This window comes from Massilia sp. BAP21, assembly GCF_057801335.1.
In genome coordinates this window covers 3,482,416-3,505,258 of sequence record NZ_CM173596.1, presented here as the reverse complement: position 1 = coordinate 3,505,258, position 22,843 = coordinate 3,482,416, and the positions used below count along the sequence as shown (strand labels likewise).

The 22,843-nt window shown below is 64.6% G+C and carries 16 protein-coding genes; 1 reads left to right on the top strand and 15 read right to left on the bottom strand.

All coding sequences use genetic code 11. From position 1 onward, the window contains the following. The first annotated feature begins 347 nt into the window (after positions 1 to 347). Positions 348 to 1,139 (top strand): Crp/Fnr family transcriptional regulator, encoded by a 792-nt coding sequence (locus ACWYRN_RS15440; RefSeq protein ID WP_488692822.1) that lies wholly within the window; start codon positions 348 to 350, stop codon positions 1,137 to 1,139. 299 nt (positions 1,140 to 1,438) lie between these two features. On the opposite strand, the gene ACWYRN_RS15435 is transcribed toward ACWYRN_RS15440, so the two are convergent. The 15 genes from ACWYRN_RS15435 to ACWYRN_RS15365 form a co-directional block, all read right to left on the bottom strand. Then, entirely contained in the window at positions 1,439 to 2,251 is an 813-nt protein-coding gene (locus ACWYRN_RS15435; protein WP_488688486.1) for a glycine zipper 2TM domain-containing protein, read from the bottom strand. A gap of 153 nt (positions 2,252 to 2,404) precedes the next feature. Continuing rightward, positions 2,405 to 3,199 (bottom strand): LytR/AlgR family response regulator transcription factor, encoded by a 795-nt coding sequence (locus ACWYRN_RS15430; protein ID WP_488688485.1) that lies wholly within the window; start codon positions 3,197 to 3,199, stop codon positions 2,405 to 2,407. After that, a complete protein-coding gene (locus tag ACWYRN_RS15425) occupies positions 3,196 to 4,317 on the bottom strand; it encodes a sensor histidine kinase (RefSeq protein WP_488688484.1) in 1,122 nt (373 codons plus the stop codon). Before ACWYRN_RS15425 ends, ACWYRN_RS15430 begins: the two co-directional genes overlap by 4 nt. 125 nt (positions 4,318 to 4,442) lie before the next feature. Next, positions 4,443 to 5,117, bottom strand: a complete 675-nt coding sequence (pdeM, locus tag ACWYRN_RS15420; protein ID WP_488688483.1) for a ligase-associated DNA damage response endonuclease PdeM — start codon at positions 5,115 to 5,117, stop codon at positions 4,443 to 4,445. Then, positions 5,114 to 7,582 (bottom strand): ligase-associated DNA damage response DEXH box helicase, encoded by a 2,469-nt coding sequence (locus ACWYRN_RS15415; RefSeq protein WP_488688482.1) that lies wholly within the window; start codon positions 7,580 to 7,582, stop codon positions 5,114 to 5,116. The genes pdeM and ACWYRN_RS15415 overlap by 4 nt, the downstream gene beginning before the upstream one ends. Then, positions 7,579 to 9,219, bottom strand: coding sequence for an ATP-dependent DNA ligase (locus ACWYRN_RS15410; protein WP_488688481.1), 1,641 nt, complete (start codon positions 9,217 to 9,219; stop codon positions 7,579 to 7,581). Before ACWYRN_RS15410 ends, ACWYRN_RS15415 begins: the two co-directional genes overlap by 4 nt. Continuing rightward, positions 9,212 to 10,312: a ligase-associated DNA damage response exonuclease gene (locus ACWYRN_RS15405; protein WP_488688480.1), complete on the bottom strand. Its 1,101-nt coding sequence runs from the start codon at positions 10,310 to 10,312 to the stop codon at positions 9,212 to 9,214. Before ACWYRN_RS15405 ends, ACWYRN_RS15410 begins: the two co-directional genes overlap by 8 nt. Positions 10,313 to 10,327: 15 nt before the next feature. Then, complete coding sequence (locus ACWYRN_RS15400; RefSeq protein ID WP_488688479.1) at positions 10,328 to 12,034, bottom strand: RecQ family ATP-dependent DNA helicase; 1,707 nt, start codon at positions 12,032 to 12,034, stop codon at positions 10,328 to 10,330. Positions 12,035 to 12,565: 531 nt separating this feature from the next. Continuing rightward, a complete protein-coding gene (locus ACWYRN_RS15395; RefSeq protein ID WP_488688478.1) occupies positions 12,566 to 13,837 on the bottom strand; it encodes a hypothetical protein in 1,272 nt (423 codons plus the stop codon). Positions 13,838 to 13,979: 142 nt separating this feature from the next. Beyond that, positions 13,980 to 15,569, bottom strand: a complete 1,590-nt coding sequence (gene ahpF / locus ACWYRN_RS15390) for an alkyl hydroperoxide reductase subunit F (protein ID WP_488688477.1) — start codon at positions 15,567 to 15,569, stop codon at positions 13,980 to 13,982. A gap of 222 nt (positions 15,570 to 15,791) precedes the next feature. Next, positions 15,792 to 16,355 carry an alkyl hydroperoxide reductase subunit C gene (gene ahpC / locus ACWYRN_RS15385; RefSeq protein ID WP_229438895.1) on the bottom strand — a complete coding sequence of 188 codons (564 nt, stop codon included), beginning with the start codon at positions 16,353 to 16,355 and terminating at the stop codon, positions 15,792 to 15,794. Positions 16,356 to 16,618: 263 nt separating this feature from the next. Then, positions 16,619 to 17,833 carry a hybrid sensor histidine kinase/response regulator gene (locus ACWYRN_RS15380; RefSeq protein ID WP_488688476.1) on the bottom strand — a complete coding sequence of 405 codons (1,215 nt, stop codon included), beginning with the start codon at positions 17,831 to 17,833 and terminating at the stop codon, positions 16,619 to 16,621. Further along, a complete protein-coding gene (locus ACWYRN_RS15375; protein ID WP_488688475.1) occupies positions 17,830 to 18,444 on the bottom strand; it encodes a chemotaxis protein CheB in 615 nt (204 codons plus the stop codon). The genes ACWYRN_RS15380 and ACWYRN_RS15375 overlap by 4 nt, the downstream gene beginning before the upstream one ends. After that, positions 18,441 to 19,232, bottom strand: a complete 792-nt coding sequence (locus ACWYRN_RS15370) for a CheR family methyltransferase (RefSeq protein ID WP_229438978.1) — start codon at positions 19,230 to 19,232, stop codon at positions 18,441 to 18,443. The genes ACWYRN_RS15375 and ACWYRN_RS15370 overlap by 4 nt, the downstream gene beginning before the upstream one ends. Positions 19,233 to 19,267: 35 nt before the next feature. After that, positions 19,268 to 22,738, bottom strand: coding sequence for a response regulator (locus ACWYRN_RS15365; protein ID WP_488688474.1), 3,471 nt, complete (start codon positions 22,736 to 22,738; stop codon positions 19,268 to 19,270). Between the last annotated feature and the right edge of the window lie 105 nt (positions 22,739 to 22,843).

Here is a 22,843-nt window from a genome sequence, read left to right as displayed (position 1 = left end):
ATTCGCAGTGGTCCGCATCCGCTGCGACCAAGCCTCTCCCTCTATGCGGTAAGTAATTCGGTCGGAATACTCCTACATTCCTACCTTCTCTCCTACCTACACATTCAGCCATTGCTGATACCACTGCCGGACTCGTGTTGGCATACTGAATCCAGCGTATCGACTTGCTTGCGATCACCTTTCTCTTCGTAAGCCAGCCTGCCGCCGTTCCTGAATTCCTATTGAAGCACCGGTGCAGCGCCACTCGCGGCCTCACCCGAAAGAATTCTTCACTGGAGATGAGCATGCAGTCCCAGCAAACGACAGACCAACGCACCGCCAGCACGTCGACCATGCACACCACGCCGATGGAGGCCGGCCGCCAACGCCAGGGCCGCCTGTGGTCCAACCTGAAGGAAGTCTGCGACCTGCTGCATATTCCGGCCGCGGTCTCGGTCAACTCCGAAGAGTTGCTGTTCCAGCACGTACAGTTCAAGACCGGCCAGCGCGTGCACACCATCGGCCAGGCCTTCGACACCCTGTACATCGTCAACTCCGGCTTCCTGAAAACCGTGCTCATCGACGAGTTCGGCAACGAGCAGGTGCTGAGCTTCCCGATGAAGGGCGACATGCTCGGCGTCGACGGCATCCACACCCGCCACTACGCCTCCGAGGCCGTGGCCCTGTCCGACTGCGACCTGATCCTGCTGCCGTTCAAGAAACTCACGGCACTGGGCCGCGTGCACATGGAGCTCGAAAACCTGATGTACGGCGTCATGAGCCGCGAACTGGTGCGCGAACAGGCCATGATCGGCATGCTCGGCGCCCTCTCGGCCGAAGCCCGCGTAGCCCGTTTCCTGGTGTCGCTGGCCGACCGCTTCGCCGCCATGGGTTACTCGAGCAAGCTGTTCAACCTGCGCATGACACGCCACGAGATCGGCAGCTACCTCGGCCTGACCCTGGAAACCGTCAGCCGCACGCTGTCGGCGTTCAACGAAATCGGCCTGATCACCGTCGACCAGCGCACCATCGGCATCAAGGACGCCGAAGCCCTCAAGACCCTGCGCCGCCTGCCGCCGTCGCGCTCGCGCACCAAGGCTGCCGGCAAGAAGGCCGAGCTCGATACGGCCGGCGACGACCAGATGCTTGCCACCGCCTGAGCGCTCCTACCGGCGCATGTTTTACCGGAGCAGTTCGCAGGAATGCCCGGCTGTCGTAGCAGTGCAGGAATCGGCTCCGATGCGGCTTTCTCAGGACGAGAGCGCCTTATCGGAGCCGGTTTCGTTTTAAATCGCCGCCTTAGAGCCTATCTTAGTAGGCACGAGGAAGCGGATGGCGATGCATGGCAAGCGCGGGCAAGGCGCGAGGAGGCCGCATGGTGGTTCCATGCAACGACGAGCAACGCAGCCCCCGCTTGTCAGGCGCGCCAGCGGCGACTCGAGCCTACTGAGATAGGCTCTTATTGGTCGCGCGACAGCACGCCGTCGTTCACGCGCACCGCGTCGCCGGCGCGGAAGCCCGGATCGTTGTCGTATTGCAGGGTTTGCGTCGCGCCATTTCCCGAATACCGGACCACGACTTCGTAGCGCTGGTCGCGGCGCTGGTTTTGCTCGATATTGCGCCCCACCACTGCGCCGCCGATGGCGCCGGCCGCCGTTGCCGCCGTGCGCCCGCTGCCGCTGCCGACCTGGTTGCCGAGCAGGCCGCCGATGACGGCGCCGCCAACCGTGCCCAGGGCGCCGGAACCCTTGTTCTCCACCACGTTCACCGCTTCCACGGTGGCGCAATTGGTGCAGTAGCGCGCCGCGCGCGGGGACTCGGTAGTGCGGCCGCGGTTGTCGGCAGCCAGGTTGCGCTGGGCTGCCGGCGGCGCGCCGTCGCGCACCAGGGTTTCCCTGAGCACGTCGCTGGCCACGCGGTCGCCCACGCGCAGGTCGGCCGTCACGCGGCTGCCGTTGCGGATGCGGTCGTGGGTGCCGATCGTGTAGGTGCCGGCGTACTGGCCACGGTCGAGTTCGTGCAGGCGCAGGTTGCGGGTGGCGCCGTCGATCTTCACCGTGGCGTTGCCGCCGGGCGTGCCGTACAGATTGAAATGCAGCTCCACGCCGGGGGCGATGCGGCGCACCTCTTCGACGTCGAAGCCGCGGATGTCCGGCGCCGGCATGCGTTCATTCGCATATTGTTGCGCTTGGGCGGCCATGGGGGCCAGCGCCAGGGGGCCGAGCGGCAGCAGTGCGCACACCAGGCTGCAGATTGTCTTGCGTGCTTTCATGTTTCCCTCCTCTTGATGGGTCCGGTGCGGACCTGGGGCATGGAATGAAAGTACGCCTGCGCAAGCGCGTCTACCGTGCGCTAACGTACCGTGCAGACGAGCACAGCAGTAAAGCGCAGCGGCAATGTCCCGCATTAAAAAACGGCGGCGCGGCTACATCTGCCGGAACTGGTGGGCGTAGACGGGACTTACGCGCAGCTTGTCGGGCCGGTTGCGCAGGTGCAGGACCACCTTGCCCGCCGTATCGCGCCCGGCATGCGCCACGCAGCGCAGGTTCACCACCGTGCTGCGGCTGACCTGCTGAAAACAGGCCGGGTCGAGCTGGGGCAGCAAGTCCTTCAGCGGCAGCCGGATCAGGGCCTCGCTGTCGGCGGTGGCCACGTTCACGTACTTGTCGAGCGCCTGGAAGAACACCACCTCCTGCACCGGGATCATGCGTACGGTATTGCCGACGGCGGCGCGGATTACGCTCAGGCGTTCAGGTGCGGCCACCGCCGGCAATAGCGCCTGCAACTGGCCGACCAGGCTGGCCAGCCCGCCATCGCCTGCGCGGCTGGCAACCCGCGCGCGCAGGCGCTCGACCGTGCGCGCCAGGCGCGCGTCGTTCACCGGCTTGGGCACGTAGTCAGCGGCGGCCTGCTCGAAGGCCTGCACCGCGAATTCGTCGTAGGCGGTGACGAACACCACCTGCGGGAACGGCGCCGCGTTTTCTCCAACAGCGTCCCAGCACTCGGCCAGTTCCTCGGCCGCCTCGAGCCCGCTCTGCCCCGGCATCTTGATGTCGAAAAACAGGATGTCCGGCCGCAGCGCCAGCGCCTGTTCGACCGCGGCGACGCCGTTCGGCGCGGTGCCGACGATCTCCAGTTCCGGCCACAGGCGCCGCAGGCTGGCGGCCAGCACCGCGGCCAGGATCGGTTCGTCTTCGGCAATCAGGGCGCGGATGCTCATGGGTTCTCCAGTGGAAGGGTGAGTCGGACGATTGTGCCCTGCGGCTGGGCCGGCGCGAGCAGCACGCTGGCGCGCTCGCCATACAGGGCTTGCAGGCGTTCGCGGGTGGTGGCCACGCCCACCCCGCCGCCGCTGCGGGCTGGAGCGGCGTCCTCATCCAGGCCGAGGCCGCTGTCGCGCACGGCGATATCGAGCAGGCCGTCGCGGGAGCGGGCTTCGACCAGGATCTCGCCGCCCTCGATCTTCGGTTCCAGTCCGTGCACGATGGCGTTCTCGACCAGCGGCTGCAGCAGCAGCGGCGGCAGGCGCGCCTTGCGCAGTTCCGGCGGCAGGTCGAAGCGGTAAGCCAGGCGCGCGCCCATGCGCACACCCATCAGGCCGAGGTAAGCCTGCATCGCGGCGAATTCCTGCTCCAGCGTCGTGCTGTCCGCGCGCGTGGCGCCGAGCGTGGCGCGCAGGTACTGGATCAACTGGTCGAGCATGCGGCTGGCGCGCTCCGGGTCCAGGGCGATCAGGCCCTGCAAGTTGGCCAGGGTATTGAACAGCATGTGCGGCTCGATCTGGGCCTGCAGCAGGCGCAATTGCGCCTGCACGGCCTGGCGCTCGACGACTTCGGCGCGCAGGCGTGCTTCCTGGTGCTCGCGCTGGATACGCGCCAGGCGTTCGCGGTACTCGACCAGGAAGGTCATCGTGCACATGCCGAGGAAGGTGAACAGCACCATGCTCAGGCGGCCAATAGACGGGTACGCGGCCAGCGAGGGAACCTCGTGGCGGAGGAAGACGGCGCCGACGTGGATGCCGGCGAAATGGCCGACCAGCGAGGCCAGCAGCATCAGGCCGAGAAACGCCAGCCACTGGTGCGCACGCCGTTGCGGACCAGGCCAGACCAGCAGGCGCGCCAGGTCGACCATGCAAAACGCAATCAGGCCGATCCACACCGAATACACCAGCTGCTCGTACAGCAATTCCGGGTAGCCATTGGCAAGCGTGATCACCAGGCCGGCCAGCAGGCTGACCGGCAAGGCAATGCGCAGGTCGGCCAGCAGGCGCCGCAGCACCGGTGGGGCTGCCGGCGCTGGCGCCGGCGCTGCCTCGGCAGGAAAGAGAGTGGTGGGCATCGGCGTTTGCTTTGTCTGGTTAGCAACGAGCCCATTCTGCCGAGCCGCGCGGGCGGCGGCAAGCCGGCTGCGACGAAAGCCGGTTTCGGCGGAGCGAAAACGCCGGATGCCAGAGCGAAGCCGGCCTAGCGGATCGCGTGCACCGCCTCGCCCGAGGTCACGTAGATGGCATCGCCCGCTTCGCGCGTGACCACGTGCCCGCCGGTGAAGGAACCGAAGGACGGCAGGATCATGCGCTGGCTACCCACGACGAAGCACGGCAGGCGCAGCGCGTCGTAGCGCGTGGCCAGCACCCAGGCCGGATGCACGTGCCCAGCCAGGGCGTAACCCCCGGTATCGAGGTCCGGATGATGGCAAAAGGCGAACGGCCCCACCGTATGCGGCTCGTCGACCAGCTCGATGCCGAGCGCGGCCGCCGGATCGCCGGCGTGCTTGTCGTGGTTGCCGCGCACCAGGGTCAGCTGCAGGTCTGGCCGCGTGCGGCGCCAGGCCAGCATCGCCCCCTGGGTCGAGGATGCATGGGCCGCGCGCGCATGCAAAAAGTCGCCGAGGAACATCACGTGGCGGGCGCCATAGCGTTCGACCAGGTCGTCGAGCCCGGCCAGGTTTTCCGTGGTGGTGCCGCGCGGCACCGGAATGCCCTGGGCGCGGAAGGACGCCGCTTTTCCGAAGTGGATGTCGGCGATGATCAGCATCTGCCGCGCCTGCCAGTACACGGCCTTTTCCGGCAACAGCATCAAGGTTTCGCCCGCCACCGCCACCGCCGATGCCACTGTTACTACCTCACCCGTACCACTCATACCTGCGCTGCCTTTTCCAGTTCCCGTACCATGCGCGCCACGCGGTCGTTGAGTTTTTCGGTACTCACCTTTTCGCGGAAGCGCTCGACCATCAGCGCAAAGCCGAAGGGCGTGGCGCGCTTGACCACACGATACGCCACTTTGCGTGCATGCAGTTCTTCCAGCGTTTCGCGCAGGCGCGTGAGTTCCAGTTCCTGCTCCAGCACTTCGCGCTGGGCCTGGGTCAGCAGCAGATTGCCGGCATCGTGCTTGCGGAAGACCTCGAAGAACAGCGACGACGAAGCCTGCACCTGCCGGTTCGACTTCGGCTGGCCCGGATAACCCTGGAACACCAGCCCGGCAATGCGCGCCACTTCGCGGAAGCGCTGTTGCGAGAGCTGGGTCGCATTCAAACTTTCCAGCACGTCTTCCAGAAGGTGCTCGGTAGCGAACAGCGCTACCTCGAGCCCGGTGGCGCCCGCGAACATGCTCTCCCAGTCCACCGGCTCCGGCGCCATTAGCTCGAAGCCGTAGTCGTTGACCGCGATCGAAAACGTAATCGGCTGCACGCGCCCGATGCGCCAGGCGAACAGCGAGGCCAGGCCCATGTGCACCGAACGGCCAGCGAACGGATACACGAACAGGTGATACCCCTCGCGGCTCTTCATCGATTCCAGCACCAGGGTGTCGATGGTGGGTAGCGCCGACCATTTTTCCTGGATTTCCAGCAGCGGCCGGATGGCCTGCATTTCCGGCCCCTCGAAGCGGCCTTCGGCGGCCTGGCGCAGCTGTTCCAGCGCGGCGTGCGCCAGTTCCGAGGACATCGGCATCTTCGCGCCCTGCCAGCGCGCGATGGCGCCGCGCGAACCGGTGGCGCGTTTCACGAAGGCCGTCATCTCGTGCACGCGGATGAATTCCAGGATGCGTCCGCCGAACAGGAAATGGTCGCCCTGCTTCAGGCGCGAGATGAAGGACTCTTCCATGCTGCCGATGCGCCCGCCGCTGACGTACTTCACCTGGATCGAGGCATCCGAGACGATGGTGCCGATGCCCATGCGGTGGCGGCGTCCGATGCCGATGTCCGGCACGCGGTACACGCCCTCCTCGTCGGGCAGCACGCGCCGGTATTCCGGATACACGGTCAAACTCTGGCCGCCGCGCGCGACGAAATCCAGCGCCCACTGCCATTCTTCCTCGTTCAGGTCGCGGTAAGACCAGGCGCGCTTCACTTCCTCGAACAGCTGCTCGGAGCGGAAACCGCCGCCCAGCGCCACCGTCACCAGGTGCTGCACCAGCACGTCGAAGGGCTTGTTCGGCACGTAGCGTCCTTCGATGCGGCGCTTGACCACCGCCACCTTGGCGCCGGCCGCTTCCAAAATTTCCATGCTGTTGGTCGGCACCAGGGTCACGCGCGAGACCCGGCCCGGCGCGTGACCGCTGCGCCCGGCCCGTTGCAGCAGGCGTGCGATGCCTTTCGCGCTGCCCACCTGCAGCACGCGCTCGACCGGCAGGAAATCCACGCCGAGGTCCAGGCTGGCGGTGCAGATCACCGCTTTCAGCTCACCCTTTTTCAGGCCCATCTCGACCCAGTCCCGCACCTCGCGCGCCAGCGAACCGTGGTGCAGCGCGATCACGCCGGCCCAGTCGGGGCGGGCTTCGAGGATGTTCTGGTACCAGATTTCCGACTGCGAGCGCGTGTTGGTAAAGACCAGGGTCGCGTCGTAGTGCTCGATCTCGTCGATGACGGGCTTCAGCATCTGCAGGCCCAGGTGCCCGCCCCAGGGGAAGCGCGAAACGTCCTTCGGGATCAGCGAATCGACCACGATCTGTTTCTTGGTATCGCCTTCGACCAGGACGCCCGGCTTATTCTCAGAATCTGCGCCCAGCAGCACCTGGCGCGCCAGGTCGAGGTCGCCCATCGTCGCCGACACGCCCCAGATCACCAGGCCCGGGCGCCAGGTACGCAGGCGCGCCAGCGCCAGCTGCACCTGCACGCCGCGCTTGCTGCCCATCAGTTCGTGCCACTCGTCGATGACGATCATGTCGAGGTGCTTGAACTGCTCTTCGGCCGCGGCGTGCGAGAGCAGCAGCGACAGGCTTTCGGGTGTGGTGATGAGTGCAGACGGCCACTTGCGGGCCTGGCGCGCGCGTTCGGCGGAACCGGTGTCGCCGGTACGCGCGCCAACCGTCCACTCGGGCGCGAGTGCCGCCGCCGATTCTTCCAGCGCGCGCTGGGTGTCGGCCGCCAGTGCGCGCATCGGCGTGATCCACAGCGCGCGCAGGCCGCTCATGCGTCCCTTGGTGAGGGAGCCGCGCTGCAGCGCCGCCAGCCACACCGCGTAGGTCTTGCCGGCGCCTGTGTTCGCATGCAGCAGGCCGGATTGGCCGGCCAGCGCCGCGTCCCACACCGCCTTCTGGAATGGGAAAGGCTTCCAGCCGCGCGCATCGAACCACGCTTTCACCTCCTTTTTACTCGGCCCGCTCATGCACCGGCGGCGGCCAGCAGGCCTTTCAGGGTGTCGAGCGTATCGGCTTCCTCGATCGGCTTGTCGTCGCGCCGGCGCAGGATGCGCGGGAAGCGTACGGCAATCCCCGCCTTGTGCCGGCTCGACAGGGCGATGCCCTCGAAGCCGATCTCGAACACCATGGTCGGCTTCACCGAGCGCACCGGCCCGAACTTCTCGACCGTGGTCTTGCGGATCGCATTGTCGACCTGGGCGATCTCGGCATCGGTCAGGCCGGAATAGGCTTTCGCGAACGGCACCAGGCGCCGCTCGCCCTTCCCTTCCTCGTCATCCCAGACCGCAAAGGTATAGTCGGTGTACAGCGAAGCGCGCCGCCCGTGCCCGGCCTGGGCATAGATCAGCACCGCGTCCACCGAATAGGGATCGACCTTCCACTTCCACCAGGTGCCGACGTCCTTGGTGCGGCCCACGCCATACTGGGCGCTCCTGGCTTTTACCATCATGCCTTCCACGCCGCGCGCACGCGATTCGGCGCGCAGCTCGGCCAGCGCTGCCCAATCGTCGGCATGGACCACGGGCGACACCTTCAGCTGCGCCTGGTCGACGGCGGCCACCAGCGTTTCCAGCAGCGTGCGCCGCTCATGCTGGGGCAGCGCACGCAAATCGACGCCGTCGAGTTCGAGCAGGTCGTAGCAGACCAGCACCGCCGGCAGCTCGGCCAGCAGCTTGGCGGATAGCGTCTTGCGGCCGATGCGGCGCTGCAGTTCCGCGAACGGGGCAGGCGCATCGTTGGCATGGTCCCAGACCAGCACTTCGCCGTCGACCACCGTGCCCTCGGGCAGGCGCACCGCGCACAGCTCGGGGAAGCGTTCGGAGATCAGGTCTTCACCGCGCGACCACAAATAGTTCTGCGCACCGCGCCGCACCAGCTGGGCGCGGATGCCGTCGTACTTCCACTCGACCTGCCATTCCTTGAGCTCGCCCAGCGCGGCCGGATCGCCCTGCAGCTGGTGCGCGAGGAAGAAGGGATAGGGCTGGCCGCCGCGCAGCTTGTGCTCTTCGTCGGACTGGGCGGCGATGAGTTGCAGGAACTTGGTGGCGGTCGGGCGCACGCTGCCGTCGGTCCAGCCCATCAGGCGCTGGGCCACGAGTTTACTGTCCACGGCGGCGATGTTCGCCAGGGCGCGCGTCACTAGCAGCTTCGAGACGCCGACGCGGAAACCGCCGCCGATCAGCTTGCAGAACAAAAAGCGCTCGCGCGTATCGAGTTCGTTCCAGTAGCTGAACAGGGCGGCGCGGATGACGTCCGGGTCGGCGCCGCGCAAGGGGCCGATGCGTTCGGTCATCCATTCGGCAAGACCGACGTCGCTGTGTTTTTCGGGCGGCGGCAGGATCAGGGCGATGGTCTCGGCCATGTCGCCGACCGCATGATAGGACTCGTCGAACAGCCATTCGTCGAGCACCGCGTATTCGATGGCGAACTGGCGCAGGAGCTTGGTCGGCACGGCCTGCCGCGGCTTGCCGCCGGCCAGGAAGTAGACGGCCCAGGCGGCGTTCTCCGGTGCGGCGGTCGAGAAATACTGCTGCAGGGCTTCGAGCTTGCGGTTGGTGGCGGTGGTTTCGTCGAGTTCGGCGTAGAGGCGGGCGAATTCACGCATCGCGCGTCTCCTTTGCCTCCGTGGTCCCGAGGGCATCGTTCGCTTCGGTGGCTTGCGCTGTTTCGGCGGCTTCAGCAGCTTCGGCAGGTTGCGGCGGAATCGCCACATCGTCATCGTCGTCGCCGTATTCGGTGTCGAAGCCGGCCGCGTCCAGCCCCTGCTGGCACAGCCACTTCACCAGCACGGGAATCGAACCGTGGGTAACGATCACGCGTTCGGCGCCGGTGGCGGCAATCGCCTGCATCAGCCCCGGCCAGTCGGCGTGGTCGGACAGCACGAAGCCACGGTCGACGCCACGCCGCCGGCGCGCGCCGCGCAGCTGCATCCAGCCGCTGGCAAAGGCATCGCTGTAGTCGCCGAAGCGCTTCATCCAGGCCGACCCCGAGGCGGACGGCGGCGCCACCACGATGGACTGCTTCAGATCGGCTTTCGACACGTCGCTGACCATCAGCGTCGGCGGCAATTCGATACCGCCTTCGCGGTAGACGCGGTTCAGCGGCTCGACCGCGCCATGGCAAACGATCGGTCCGATGGAAGGATCGAGCCCGGACAAGATGCGTTGGGCCTTCCCGAAGGAATAGCCGAACACCACGCTGCAACGCCCCTCTTCCGCGTTCTTGCGCCACCAGCGGTTCATGTCGTCGAAGATGGATTGTTCGGGCGCCCAGCGGTAGATCGGCAGGCCGAAGGTGGATTCGGTGATGAAGGTATGGCAGCGCACGGGTTCAAACGGCGCGCAGGTCTTGTCGGGTTCAATCTTGTAGTCGCCGGATGCGACCCAGACTTCGCCGCCGCATTCCATGCGCACTTGGGCGGACCCAAGCACATGGCCGGCCGGGTGCAGCGAAATGGTGACGCCGTTGTGGACCACGGTTTCTCCGTATTCCAGCCCATCGACCGAGATGTCGCCAAGGCGCGAGCGCAGCACGTGCACGCCGCTGGCGGCGGTCAGGTAGCGGCCATGGCCGTAGCGCGCGTGGTCGCCGTGTGCATGCGTGATCACGGCCCGTTCCACCGGCCGCCAGGGGTCGATGTAGAAACCGCCCGGCACACAGTACAGGCCTTCCTTGCGTACGACGACCATATCTCCCATGCCAAACCTTATATTTTAAACAAGCTTGACGAAGTCTGCCATAAAGCTCCGATGCTCGCCGTCCGGGAAGTCGATGCCGATCTGGCTGCCGGCCACCGAGCTCACCACGCCCTCGCCGTACTTCGCCACCGTTACGCGCATGCCTGTTTCGAAGTGTGGACCCGTGTCTTCCGGTTCCGGCTCATGCCTGAATTCGTCGTCGCGGATCTCGATGTCTTCCAGCGCGGCGGCCGGCGGATTCAGGCAGTTGTCGCAGCGGCAGCACTTCTCGAAGCCTTCGACTTCGTCATTGAAATAGTCGAGCAGCAGCTTCCAGCGGCAAAAACCGCTCACCGCATAGCCCACCATCTTTTCCAGCGCCTCGCGGTCGTGGTCCTGCTTCTGGATGTAGACCTGGGCCAGCTGCTCGAAGGTGACGGCCTTCGGCTCGGCACTCGTGATCACGAACTCCAGCTTGCGGTTCTGGCGCACCAGCTTGCCGTCTTTCAGCAGCTTGAGGCAGACCTTGATCTTGGCTTCGTTCAGGTCGATTAGCTTGTCCTCGATGCGCTCGGTGGTGACCGGCCCCGCTTCCGCCAGTTCGCAGGCAGCGTCGTAGACCGAGCGAATCTCGGCCGCATCCGGATAGTGCTTCACCAGGAAGAACTGCTGCAGGCGCTTGTCGTCCTGCAGGAACAGCAGCGTGCACTGGGCGTCCTTGCCGTCGCGGCCGGCGCGGCCCGACTCCTGGTAATACGATTCCAGGTTTGCCGGAATCTGCAGGTGCACCACGAAACGCGTGTCCGCCTTGTCGATGCCCATGCCGAAAGCGTTCGTCGCCACCATGATGCGGCGCTCGTCGTTCATGAACATGTCCTGGTTGGCGCGGCGCTCGGCGGCCGGCAGCTTGCCATGGTAAATCGTCACCGATTCGCCGGCTTCTTCCAGGATGCGATGCATTTCCTCGGCCGCCTTGACGGTGGCGGCGTACACGATGCCCACGCCTTCGGTCTCGGCCACCAGGCGGCGCGCTTCGGCGAACTTGTCGGCCAGGCTCGTCACCTGGTGCACCCGGTATTCGAGATTCGGGCGGTAGATGCCGGTGTTGATGACCTTCATGCGTGGCCGGTTCAGCTGGCGGCCGATGTCTTCCATCACCTCGTCGGTGGCGGTGGCGGTCAGGGCCAGCACGGTCGGGTTGCCGATGGCCGCGATTGCCGCCGCCATCTCGATGTAGGCCGGGCGGAAATCGTGGCCCCATTGGGAAATGCAATGGGCCTCGTCGATGGCCACCAGGGTGACCGTGGTGTGCTTGAGCACCTCGATGAATTCGGGCGAGGTCAGGCGCTCGGGCGTGCAGAACACGATTTCGCAGGTGCCGCCGCTGATCGACTCCAGGGCCTGGTGCTCTTCCTCGGCATTCAGGCTGCTGTTGACCTGGCAGGCGCGCACGCCCAGCTCATCGAGCTTTTCCAGCTGGTCTTTCATGAGCGAGATCAGCGGCGAGACCACGACCGTGGTGCCGCCCAGCATGCGTGCGGGGATCTGGTAACACAGCGACTTGCCGCCGCCGGTGGGCATGATCGCCAGGGTGTCCTTGCCGTCCAGGACGCTGTCGATCACGCGTTGCTGCCCTTCGCGCAGCTGTTCGATACCGAACACGGAGCGCAGCAGCTTGCGAATGGAATTACGGCGCACCGCGAGGAGGCCGTTATGCAGGAGTTTGGGTTCGTGTCGGGTCATGATGGAAGCTAATGTAAGCCTCCCCTGCAAACCCAGCTATAGGATGCACGCCAACCGGTGTGTAGGAGTGCGGGTGGGGGAAAATGCGGGACCGGCGCTGTCGGCGCCGCCGTTCAGCTGGGCCGGGTGCCGCTGAGACAGGGCCACAAGGCTTTTTCCTACATAACGGCGGAGTTCCCGCCGATGCCGCAACATCAGTTGGATGGCTAAGATGGCACCATACACCAACAAAACACGCCGTACCGCCCCGGAGAACGATCATGATGCGCTCAATTCCCACCACCCTGACTGCCTTGCAACTTGCCCTCGCCAGTGCAGCCGCCTGGCTGCTCTACGAGACCAATGCGCTGCAGGGCGCGGCGTTCATGATGTTCCACTGATTTTACGAAACACGGCTCAATACTTGCCTGCGTGGCAAGTTCGATAGCCCATTTTACCCAGCCGCAGCCGAGACCTGCGCACGATAGAGCAAGCGCCGTACCACTGACGTGGAACGGCGCTTTTTGTTGGGTGCAATGACGCGGCGTTTTGCTAGAAGTCCCTGTCAGCGAGCGGCCAGTCGGCAGGCTCGCTATACGTGCCCTTTGCATTGTCGAACGCCAGCGTCCATTCTTTCGCCAACTCCTCGCCGTTGCTGGTGCCGGTCACCGCGACGAGCAGATGATAGAACTCGGCATTTTCGGGACCATCGCTGACACGCACGGTCGAGGCCAGCGATGACGACTTCCCTTCGCACTCCCCGCATGCACCCGTGTCGTCATAAGCAGTTGGTAGCCCACCGACCTCTTGAACGACGCCGGCGCGATTTGCAAGGATAATCATCCGGCTGCCGCAATAACCCTGGTGGCAATCGCCGTATTCGCCACGCCAGCCCCAGTTATCGTTCGCTCCGAGCTCGGTCAATATCCATTCGGACGGCGCAGTGCCCATGGTGCCGGCCTGGATGGTCGTCGATTTCGCAATGAATGCGGGCTTGCCATTTGTCTCGCCAACGATGAATGCGCCGACCAGGCCCTGCATGGCGTGGGCAGTAATCGCTTCGCCCTGCTGATCGATGGCCTGTCCATTTGCAATGGCATACAAACGCTTTCCGCTGCCGAGCGTCTTGATCTCGGATTGCGCGATCTTCATGCAATACGGCATCCCTTCAAACCGGGATATCCAGCATCCGTGCTCCTTTTCCTGTTTGCCGTAGATGTGATTCATCAGTCGCACGGCAGCGTCGCGTGCGTTGCCGGAAGCGAGCAGGTTGGGCGGAATGTCGCCGGGCGGCGACTGCCTGGGGTCCATGACGCCGGATTGGGCAAGCGTGGACAGCAATTCCACCATGGGCGCATGGCCGCTCAGTTCGACCAGCAGTTCCTTCGTGTCCTCGGTACGCTGGGCGGTGTACTGGATGCCGGTTTTCCACGCCGGCCCGCTCGTATCGACGAGTTTGTCCTGCAGGGATTTGAAAACCGGGTCGCCGACGATTTGATCGGCATTGGCCAGCGTAATCTCGAGCGAGGCTTCGCATGTGACCTTGCCGATCTTTTCATCCTTGTTCGATGTGCGAATGGTCGTGACGGCGATCTGCATGCGCTTATTGAGGCGGTCGAGCAGTTCGGTGTCGCTCCCTGAGCCGGACAAGGCTTTTTCCAGCGTTTCCTCGACGCCCTGTTTGACGAGGTCGATGGTGGACGGGTCGATGCAAGTGGGCTGGGTTTTGCTGCAGCCAGCGCCGATCGCCGCCACAACAACCAGCGCGAGCACACGACGAAGATCGCGTAATCCCAGGCCCGCCAGCAGAGAAAAGGTTTTCATATGGAGATATATGCTAAAGATGCAACAGTTTAGCACTGCCGTGTTCCGAAATATTTCCAAATGAAATAGAAAAACGCCATCGCAAGTATCGTCGCGATGGCGTTTTTGTTCTTGCTGACGGCCCCTCCGGGCCGCTTGACGCTTAGGCTGCTTTTGCTTCCAGCGCCTCGGTTTCTTCCGTCGGCAGACGCATCAGGTAGTCGAACGACGCCAGCGAAGCCTTGCCGCCCTCGCCCACGGCGATGACGATCTGCTTGAACGGCACGGTGGTCACGTCGCCGGCGGCAAACACGCCCGGGATCGAGGTTTCACCACGCACGTCGACTTCGATCTCGCCGTACGGCGACAGTTCCAGCGTGCCTTTCAGCCATTCGGCGTTCGGGATCAGGCCGATCTGGACGAACACGCCGGCCAGTTCCACGCGGTGGGTCTCGCCCGACAGGCGGTCCTTGTACGACAGGGCGGTGACTTTCTTGCCGTCGCCATGGATTTCCGTGGTTTGGGCGTTCTTGATCACGTTCACGTTCTTCAGGCTGTAGAGCTTGCGCTGCAGGACCGCGTCGGCGCGCAGTTCCGCGCCATATTCGATCAGGGTCACGTGCTCGACGATGCCGGCCAGGTCGATGGCCGCTTCGACGCCCGAGTTACCGCCGCCGATCACCGACACGCGCTTGCCCTTGAACAGCGGACCGTCGCAGTGCGGGCAATAGGCCACGCCGTGGTTCTTGTACTCTTTTTCGCCCGGCACGTTGATTTCGCGCCAGCGGGCGCCGGTCGACAGGATCACCGACTTGGCTTTCAGCAGCGCGCCCGACTCGGTCGTCACTTCGAACAGCTTCTCGCCTTCGTTGCGCTCCAGCTTGGCGGCACGCTGCAGGTTCATGATGTCGACTTCGTACTGCTTGACGTGCTCTTCCAGCGAGACAGCAAACTTCGGTCCTTCGGTTTCCTTGACCGAGACAAAGTTCTCGATCGCCAGGGTATCCATCACCTGGCCGCCGAAACGGTCGGCCAGCACGCCGGTACGGATGCCTTTGCGGGCCGAGTAGATCGCCGCTGCCGCACCGGCAGGGCCGCCGCCGACGATCAGCACGTCGAAGGCTTCTTTCTTGCTCAGTTCTTCCGCTTTCTTGGCGCCGGCGCCGGTGTCGAGCTTGGCGAGGATTTCCTCGACGCTCATGCGGCCCTGGCCGAAGTGCTCGCCGTTCAGGAACATCATCGGCACTGCCAAAATCTGGCGTGCTTCGACTTCATCCTTGAACAGGCCGCCGTCGATGGTCGTGACCTTGATGCGCGGGTTGATGATGGACATCGAGTTCAGCGCCTGCACGACTTCCGGGCAGTTGTGGCACGACAGCGAAATAAAGGCTTCGAACACGAAGTCGCCCGGCAGGTTCTTGATCTGCTCGATGACAGGCGCATCGAACTTGATCGGGTGGCCGCCCACCTGCAGCAGGGCCAGCACCAGCGAGGTGAACTCATGGCCCAGCGGAATGGCGGCGAATTCGATGCCGATATCGGTGCCGACGCGGTTGATGGCGAACGACGGTTTGCGCGTGGCATTGCCGTCTTCGCGGTAAGTAATCTTGGTGCCCAGGGAAGTGATTTCCTTGAGCAGCTCTTCCATTTCTCGCGCTTTTGGCGAGTCATCAAGCGATGCAACGATCTCAATCGGCTGCACCACTTTTTCCAAATAGGCTTGTAACTGCTTCTTGAGGGTTGCGTCCAGCATGGTGATTTTCCTTGAAATACAGAGGTTTTTATTGGAAGCCCGCCAATCGGCGGGCTTCCGGTGCTACGGGTATTACTGTGCTACTCGTTGGCGTATCGGGACCTCGAGAAACCGTAGCGAGCGGAAGGAGTGGCGTCCGAGAAGCGCAGCTGTACGAGGAGTACAGCGAGCATCGCAGGGCGCCAATCCGACGCGCAGTAGGTTTATCGAGGTCCTACCACCTTAGATCTTGCCGACCAGGTCCAGCGACGGGGTCAGGGTTTCGGCGCCTTCGGTCCACTTGGCTGGGCACACCTGGCCTGGGTGGGCGGCGACGTACTGGGCTGCCTTGACTTTGCGCATCAGTTCCGACGCGTCACGGCCGATGCCGTTGTCGTGCACTTCCATGACCTTGATCTGGCCTTCTGGATTGATGACGAAGGTGCCGCGCAGTGCCAGGCCTTCTTCTTCGATCATGACTTCGAAGTTACGTGCCAGGGTGCCGGTCGGGTCGCCGATCAGCGGGTAGTTCACTTTCTTGATGGCGTCCGAGGTGTCGTGCCATGCCTTGTGGGCGAAGTGGGTGTCGGTCGACACGCCGTAGACTTTCACGCCCAGCTTTTCGAATTCTGGCTGGAAGTCAGCCAGGTCTTCCAGTTCGGTCGGGCAGACGAAGGTGAAGTCGGCCGGGTAGAACATCAGGACGGACCAGGTACCTTTGAACTGCTCTTCGGTCAGATCGATGAATTTGCCAGCATGGTAAGCGGTTGCTTTGAAAGGCTTGATCTCGGTGTTGATAAGGGACATGGAAGCTCCTGTTGTGGGTCAAATCAAAAATTGATGAAACGAAGTTTATGCTCTTGCTGTGCTTTTGTAAAATTAATTGATCAGATGAGTTCAATTGATTTTACCTATGATGCAGAGGTGACAAAAGATATCAGCCTCGCAAGTGCCGCGTAAGTGTGAGGGAAACGGGCGGGGTTTGCAACCGCCGCCCGATTTGGATTTTCAATCGCCCGCGCGAACGGGCCCGGGATCGGCCCCGGGTTAGCCCGGGATTAGTCCGGTATTCAGGCTGGAATTTCGGCGCGCGGCGTCATCACGCTGCACGGCAGCGCCAGGCTGAAGGTCGAGCCCTGCCCCGGCGTGCTGGTCACCGTCAGTTCGCCGCCGTGGGCCACGGCCAGCTGGCGCGAAATGTACAGGCCCAGGCCCAGGCCCTTCGGTTCGCCGTTGCGGGTGCCGCGCTCGAAAGGCTGGAAGATGCGCTCGATGTCGTCGGGCGAAATGCCCTTGCCCTTGTCGGCCACGTCGATGCGGGCGCAGCACCCGTCGACCTGCACGTTCACTTCCACGTTGCAGCCGCCGCCATAGCGCAGCGCATTCGTCAGCAGATTGACGATCACCTGCTCGATGCGGAATTCGTCCCAGTGGCCGAACACGGGTTCGTGCGGCTGCAGACCGATGGCGCAGCCGCTGGCGGCGGCCTGCAGCGACAGATCGCTCACCACGCGTTCCAGCATGCCCATCAGCTCCACCGGCGCCGGCCGCACCGACAGCGTGCCGTTGCGCATGCGGGTCACGTCCAGCATGTCGTCGATCAGGCGGATCATCGCCTTTACCTGGCGCTCGTCACGCTTGACCATGGCGCCCATCTGTTCGGCATTGAAGGCCTGCAGATTGCCGCGCTTCAGGTGCAGCGTGCGCATCTGGATTTCCAGGAACAGGGTGTTGAGCGGCGTGCGCAGTTCGTGGGCGACAAGCGACATGAATTCGTCGCGCATGCGCAGCGAGCGCTGGAGTTCGGCCTGGGTCGCGTTCAGCTCCTGCAGCAGGATTTCCTGCTCGCGCCGGCTGCGTTCCAGCGCTTCCATCTGGCGCGCCACCTCGCGCCGCTGCTGGTCGAGCGCCACGAACACGTTCACCTTGCCGCGCACCGCGTCCGGGTCGAGCGGCTTGTAGAGGAAGTCGACCGCCCCGCTCTCGTAGCCCTTGAACGAGTAATTCAGTTCGCGCCCGGCGGCCGAGACGAACATGATCGGGATGTTGCGCGTGCGCTCGGTGCCGCGCATCAGTTCGGCCAGCTCGAAGCCGTCCATGCCCGGCATCTGGACGTCGAGGATGGCGAGCGCGAACTCGTGCTCGAGCAGCAGGGTCAGCGCTTCCTCGCCGGAATGGGCGTGGAACACGAGGCGGCGCTCGTCGCGGATCAGGGCATCGAGGGCGCGCAGGTTGTCCGGCAGGTCGTCGACGATTAACAGTTTGCTTGGCTCTTGGAAGCTCATGGTGTTGTTGTCTCCAGCAGGGGCAGCAGCACGCGGATGTCCGCGAGCGGCAGCACCAGGTGCGGGGCGCACAGGCTGATGGCTTTTTCGGGCATCGTCGCCGCCTGCGCTTCAATCGGGTCTTGCACAATGGTCAGGCCGCCGCGCTGCCTGATCCTTTGCATGCCTTCGGCGCCGTCGGCATTGGCGCCGGTGAGCAAAATGCCGGCCAGGGCCGGGCCATAGGCGTCGGCGGCCGACTCCATCAGCACGTCGATGGCCGGACGCGCATAGTGCACCGGCGGCTCGCAGCTGAGTGAAAATACGCGATCGGCCTCAATCGACAGGTGGTAGCCGGCGCCGGCGAAGTACAGCGTGCCCGGCTCGACGCTTTCCTTGTCCATCGCTTCGCGCACCGGCAGGCCGAGGCGCGCGTCGAACAGTTCGGCCAGGCGGCTGTCGCGGTCGCTCGGCACGTGCAGGATGCAGACGGCGGCCAGCTTCGGGCTGACCGGCAGCGCCGGCAGCAGCGCGACCAGGGCATCGACGCCGCCGGCCGAGGCGCCGATCACGACGGCCTCGATGCGCCGCCCCGCCAGCACCTGCGCGAACCTGGCCGCCAAGTCGCTCATTCGGCCGCCTTGCGGAACAGGCGCTCGCGCCGCGCCAGCGGCTCGAAGCGATTCGCGTAACTGGAAAAGTCGATGCTCTCCTTGCTGCCCAGGCCCAGGAAGCCGCGGTGGCAGAGCGACTCGTGGAACAGGCCCAGCACGCGGTTCTGCAGGCGCCGGTTAAAGTAGATCATCACATTGCGGCAGCTGACGAAATGGGTTTCCGAAAACACGCTGTCGGTGGCCAGCGAATGGTCGGCAAAGGTCACGTTCTCGACCAGCATGCGCTCGAACAGGGCGCCGCCATAGGCCGCCGTGTAGTAATCGGAAAAGGCGCGCTTACCGCCCGACTTCTGGTAGTTCTCGGTGAATAAACGCATGCGGTCCAGCGGGAACACGCCGCGCCGCGCCGCGTCCAGCGACACCGGGTTGATGTCGGTGGCGTAGAGCATGGTGCGTTCCAGCAGCCCTTCCTCGTGCAGCAGGATGGCCAGCGAATACACCTCTTCCCCGGTGCTGCAGCCGGCCACCCAGATCTTCAGCGACGGATAGGTGCGCAGGTGCGGCACCACCTGGCTGCGGATCGCCGCAAAGTATTCCGGGTCGCGGAACATCTCGGAGACGGGAATCGTCAGGTATTGCAGCAGCTGGGAAAACGCTTCCGGCTGGTGCAGCACCTTGGCCTGCAGTTCCGAGACCGTGGCGCAGTCCATTTCGCGCAGAGCCACCAGCACGCGGCGCTTTTGCGAGGCGCCGGTGTAGTCGCGGAAGTCGTAGTTGTACTTGAGGTAGACCGCCTCGACCAGCATCCGCAGTTCGATGTCGATGTTGTCCGGTGCAGTTTTCAAACGCGCTCCATGGTGGGCATCCAGACCCGCAGCAGCGAGTACAGGCGGGCCAGGTCGATGGGCTTGGCCAGGTAGTCATTCGCGCCGGCAGCCAGGCATTGCTCCTGGTCGTCCTTCATCGCCTTGGCGGTGATGGCGATGATCGGCAGGCGGTCGAAGCGGCCGTCGGCGCGGATGCGGCGCGTCGCTTCCAGGCCATCCATGCCCGGCATCATGACGTCCATCAGCACCAGGTCGATGCCCGGCACCTCGTCGAGTTTCGAGATCGCCTCGAAGCCATTGCGGCCGACGACCACGTTGGCGCCGCGCTGCTCCAGTGCGCTGGTCAAGGCGAAGACGTTGCGCACGTCGTCGTCGACCAGCAGGATTGTACGCCCTTCGAACACGCGGTCGCGGCCGCGCACGGTCTTGAGCATGTGCTGGCGCTCGGTCGACAGCTGCGACTCGACCTTGTGCAGGAACAGCGTCACTTCGTCGAGCAGGCGCTCGGGCGAACGCGCGCCCTTGATGATGATCGAGCGCGAATACTTCAGCAATTCCGCCTCTTCGTCGCGCGTCAGGTTGCGGCCCGTGTAGACGATCACCGGCGGGAACGAGAACAGTTCTTCCTGCGACATGCGCTGCAGCAGTTCGTTGCCCTGCATGTCGGGCAGTTTCAGGTCGATGATCATGCAGTCGAAGATCTCGCTGTGCAGCAGGGCCAGGGCTTCCTCGCCCGAGCCGACCGCCGAGATCTGCACGTCGGCGTCGGCGATCAGGGCCACCACGCTGTCGCGCTGGCGCTCGTCGTCTTCCACCAGCAGCACGCGCTTGATCTGCTGCGAGGATTTCTCCTGGAGTTTACGGAACACATCTTCCAGCTGTTCGCGCGTGGTCGGCTTCAGGGCGTAGCCGATCGCGCCCAGGTGCAGGGCCTCGGTGCCGTTTTCCATGCTCGACACCACGTGCACCGGGATGTGGCGCGTGGCCGGGTTGTCCTTCAGCTGCTGCAGCACCGACAGGCCGGAACCGTCGGGCAGGCGGATGTCGAGCAGGATCGCGTCCGGGCTGTTGTTGGTTGCCAGTTCCAGGCCCTCGCCGGCGGTCAGGCCCACCAGGCAGCGGTAGCCGAGGTCGTGCGCCAGGTCGTACAGGATGCGCGCGAAGCCGGGTTCGTCCTCGACCACCAGCACGGTGCGGCGGCCGGCGACGGCCTGCTCGCGGTCGTCCGGGAAGCGTTCGGCAGGCGCCTGGGCAGGTTCGGCGGCCGGCGCGGCCACCGGCTCCGGCGCGGGACGGGCTGCGCGCAACTGCGGAGCCGGCGCGCGCGGGGCCGGCGGCGTGGCCGCGACCGCGCCGCTCTTCGGCAGGCTGAGGGTAAAGCTGCTGCCCTCGCCCGGCGTGCTGGACACCACCAGGGTGCCGCCCAGGAGGCTGGTCAGGTCGCGCGAAATCGACAGGCCGAGACCCGTGCCGCCGAAGCGGCGGCTGGTGGTGCCATCGGCCTGGTGGAAGGCCTCGAAGATGCGTTCCTGCTGCTCGGGCGCGATGCCGATGCCGGAATCCTGCACCGTGAACTGGACCCAGCCTTCGTCGGTGGCGCTCACGGTGAGGCTGACCGCGCCCTGCTCGGTGAACTTCACGGCGTTCGAGAGCAGGTTCTTCAGCACCTGTTCCAGGCGCTGGCGGTCGGTGTGGATCGAGGCCGGCACGTTCGGCTCGACCGTCACGGTAAATTGCAGCTCCTTTTGCTTGGCCAGCGGCTCGAAGGTGCGGCCCAGGCCCTCGACCGTGCGGCGCAGCGGCAGGTCTTCCGGCAGCAGTTCCAGCTTGCCGGCCTCGACCTTGGAAATATCCAGGATGTCGTTGATCAGGTTCAGCAGGTCGTTGCCGGCCGAATAGATCGTCTGGGCGAAACGCACCTGCTCTTCGTTCAGGTTGCCCGGCACGTTGTCGGACAGCAGCTTGGCCAGGATGAGCGAGCTGTTCAGCGGCGTGCGCAGTTCGTGCGACATGTTGGCCAGGAACTCGGACTTGTAGCGGCTGGCGCGTTCCAGGTCCAGGGCGCGGGCGCGCAACTGGTCCTGGGCTTCGGTCAGCGCGGCGTTCTTCATGTCCAGGTTCAGGGCCTGCTCGGCCAGCTGGTCGTTGGTCTGTTCCAGCTCGGCCTGCTGGTTTTCCAGGCTCGACTGCGATTCTTCCAGCGCGCGCGACTGCTCTTCGAGTTCCTCGTTGGCGGTGCGCAGTTCTTCCTGCTGGACCTGCAGTTCCTCGTTCAGGGCCTGGGTTTCGGACAGCGCATCCTGCAGGCGCTGGCGGTAGACCACGGCGGCCACCGAAGCGCCGACGTTGTCGGCAATCAGCTTCAGGAATTCGACGTCGCGCTCGCGGATGCCGTGCAGGAAGCCGATCTCGATCACGCCTTTCACCTTGCCGAAGTTGTTGATCGGTGCGATCACGACTTCGCGCGGCACGGCGTCGCCCAGGCTCGACGCCACCTTCATGTAGTTGTCGGGCAGGTTGTCGACGGTGATCAGGCGGTTTTCGTTGGCGGCCTGGCTGGCCAGCGAGGCGCCCGGCTCGATGACCATGTTGCGCTGTTCCTCATTCGAGAAGCCGAAGGCGCCGATACGGCGCAGCACGCCGTCGTCGCTGCGCACGTACATGGCGGCCACGGTGCCGCCGACATAGCGCACCACGTGGTCGAGCACGGCCTGGGCCAGCGGTTCCAGGCTGTGGATGCCGGCGCTGCGCGCGGACAGCTCGGTCTGGCCGGTGCGCAGCCAGGCCTGGTGGCGCAGTTCGGCGTTGTGCTCGGCCTCGTGTTCCAGGATGTCGGAATAGGAGGTCGACAGGCGCACCAGTTCGCGCCGGCCAAAGGCCGCCATCATGCCGCCGACGATCAGGGTGAACAGCAGGTAGAAGCCGACCGACCAGGTGGTTACCGAGCGCGCATCCCCGTTGCGGGTCTGCAACAAGGTGCGCTCCATCGCGATGAAGGCGGCGAACTGGGCGCGCATGTCGTCGGTGAGGATCTTGCCGCGGCCGCTCTTGACCGAATCGACCACCTCTTCGTTGCGGCGGCGGCGCTCGATCATCTCGTCTGTGTACTTGACCCATTCGGCATGCGCGGCGCGCACCCGGCTCAGGCGCGTGGTCTGGGACTCGTTGTCGAGCACCATGCGCACCAGGGATTCGAGTTCGGCCTCGACCTTGGGTTTCGACACCACATAAGGCCCGAGGAAGCTTTCGTCGCCGGTGAGCAGATAGCCGCGCATGCCGGTTTCCATCTCCGAGACGAGACGGTTGACCTCGGTGGCATTGCCGATCACCTGCTGCGAGTGCTCGACCCAGTTCAGCACGCTGATCAGGTAGGCAATGATCGCCACGAACACGCCGGCACTCAACACGCTCAGGCCGAGCGGCAACGCGACATTGCGCGTCAGGATGCGGCGAAACTGGGAATTATCGATGGAAGAGCCGGTCATTCGTTGCGATTATCTTAAGAAAAATATCCTAAGTTTAACGCAATTGCGAAATCGCTGATACGCTCAACCGTGCGCGGGCGTGTATCGCTTTGTATCAAGTACGAT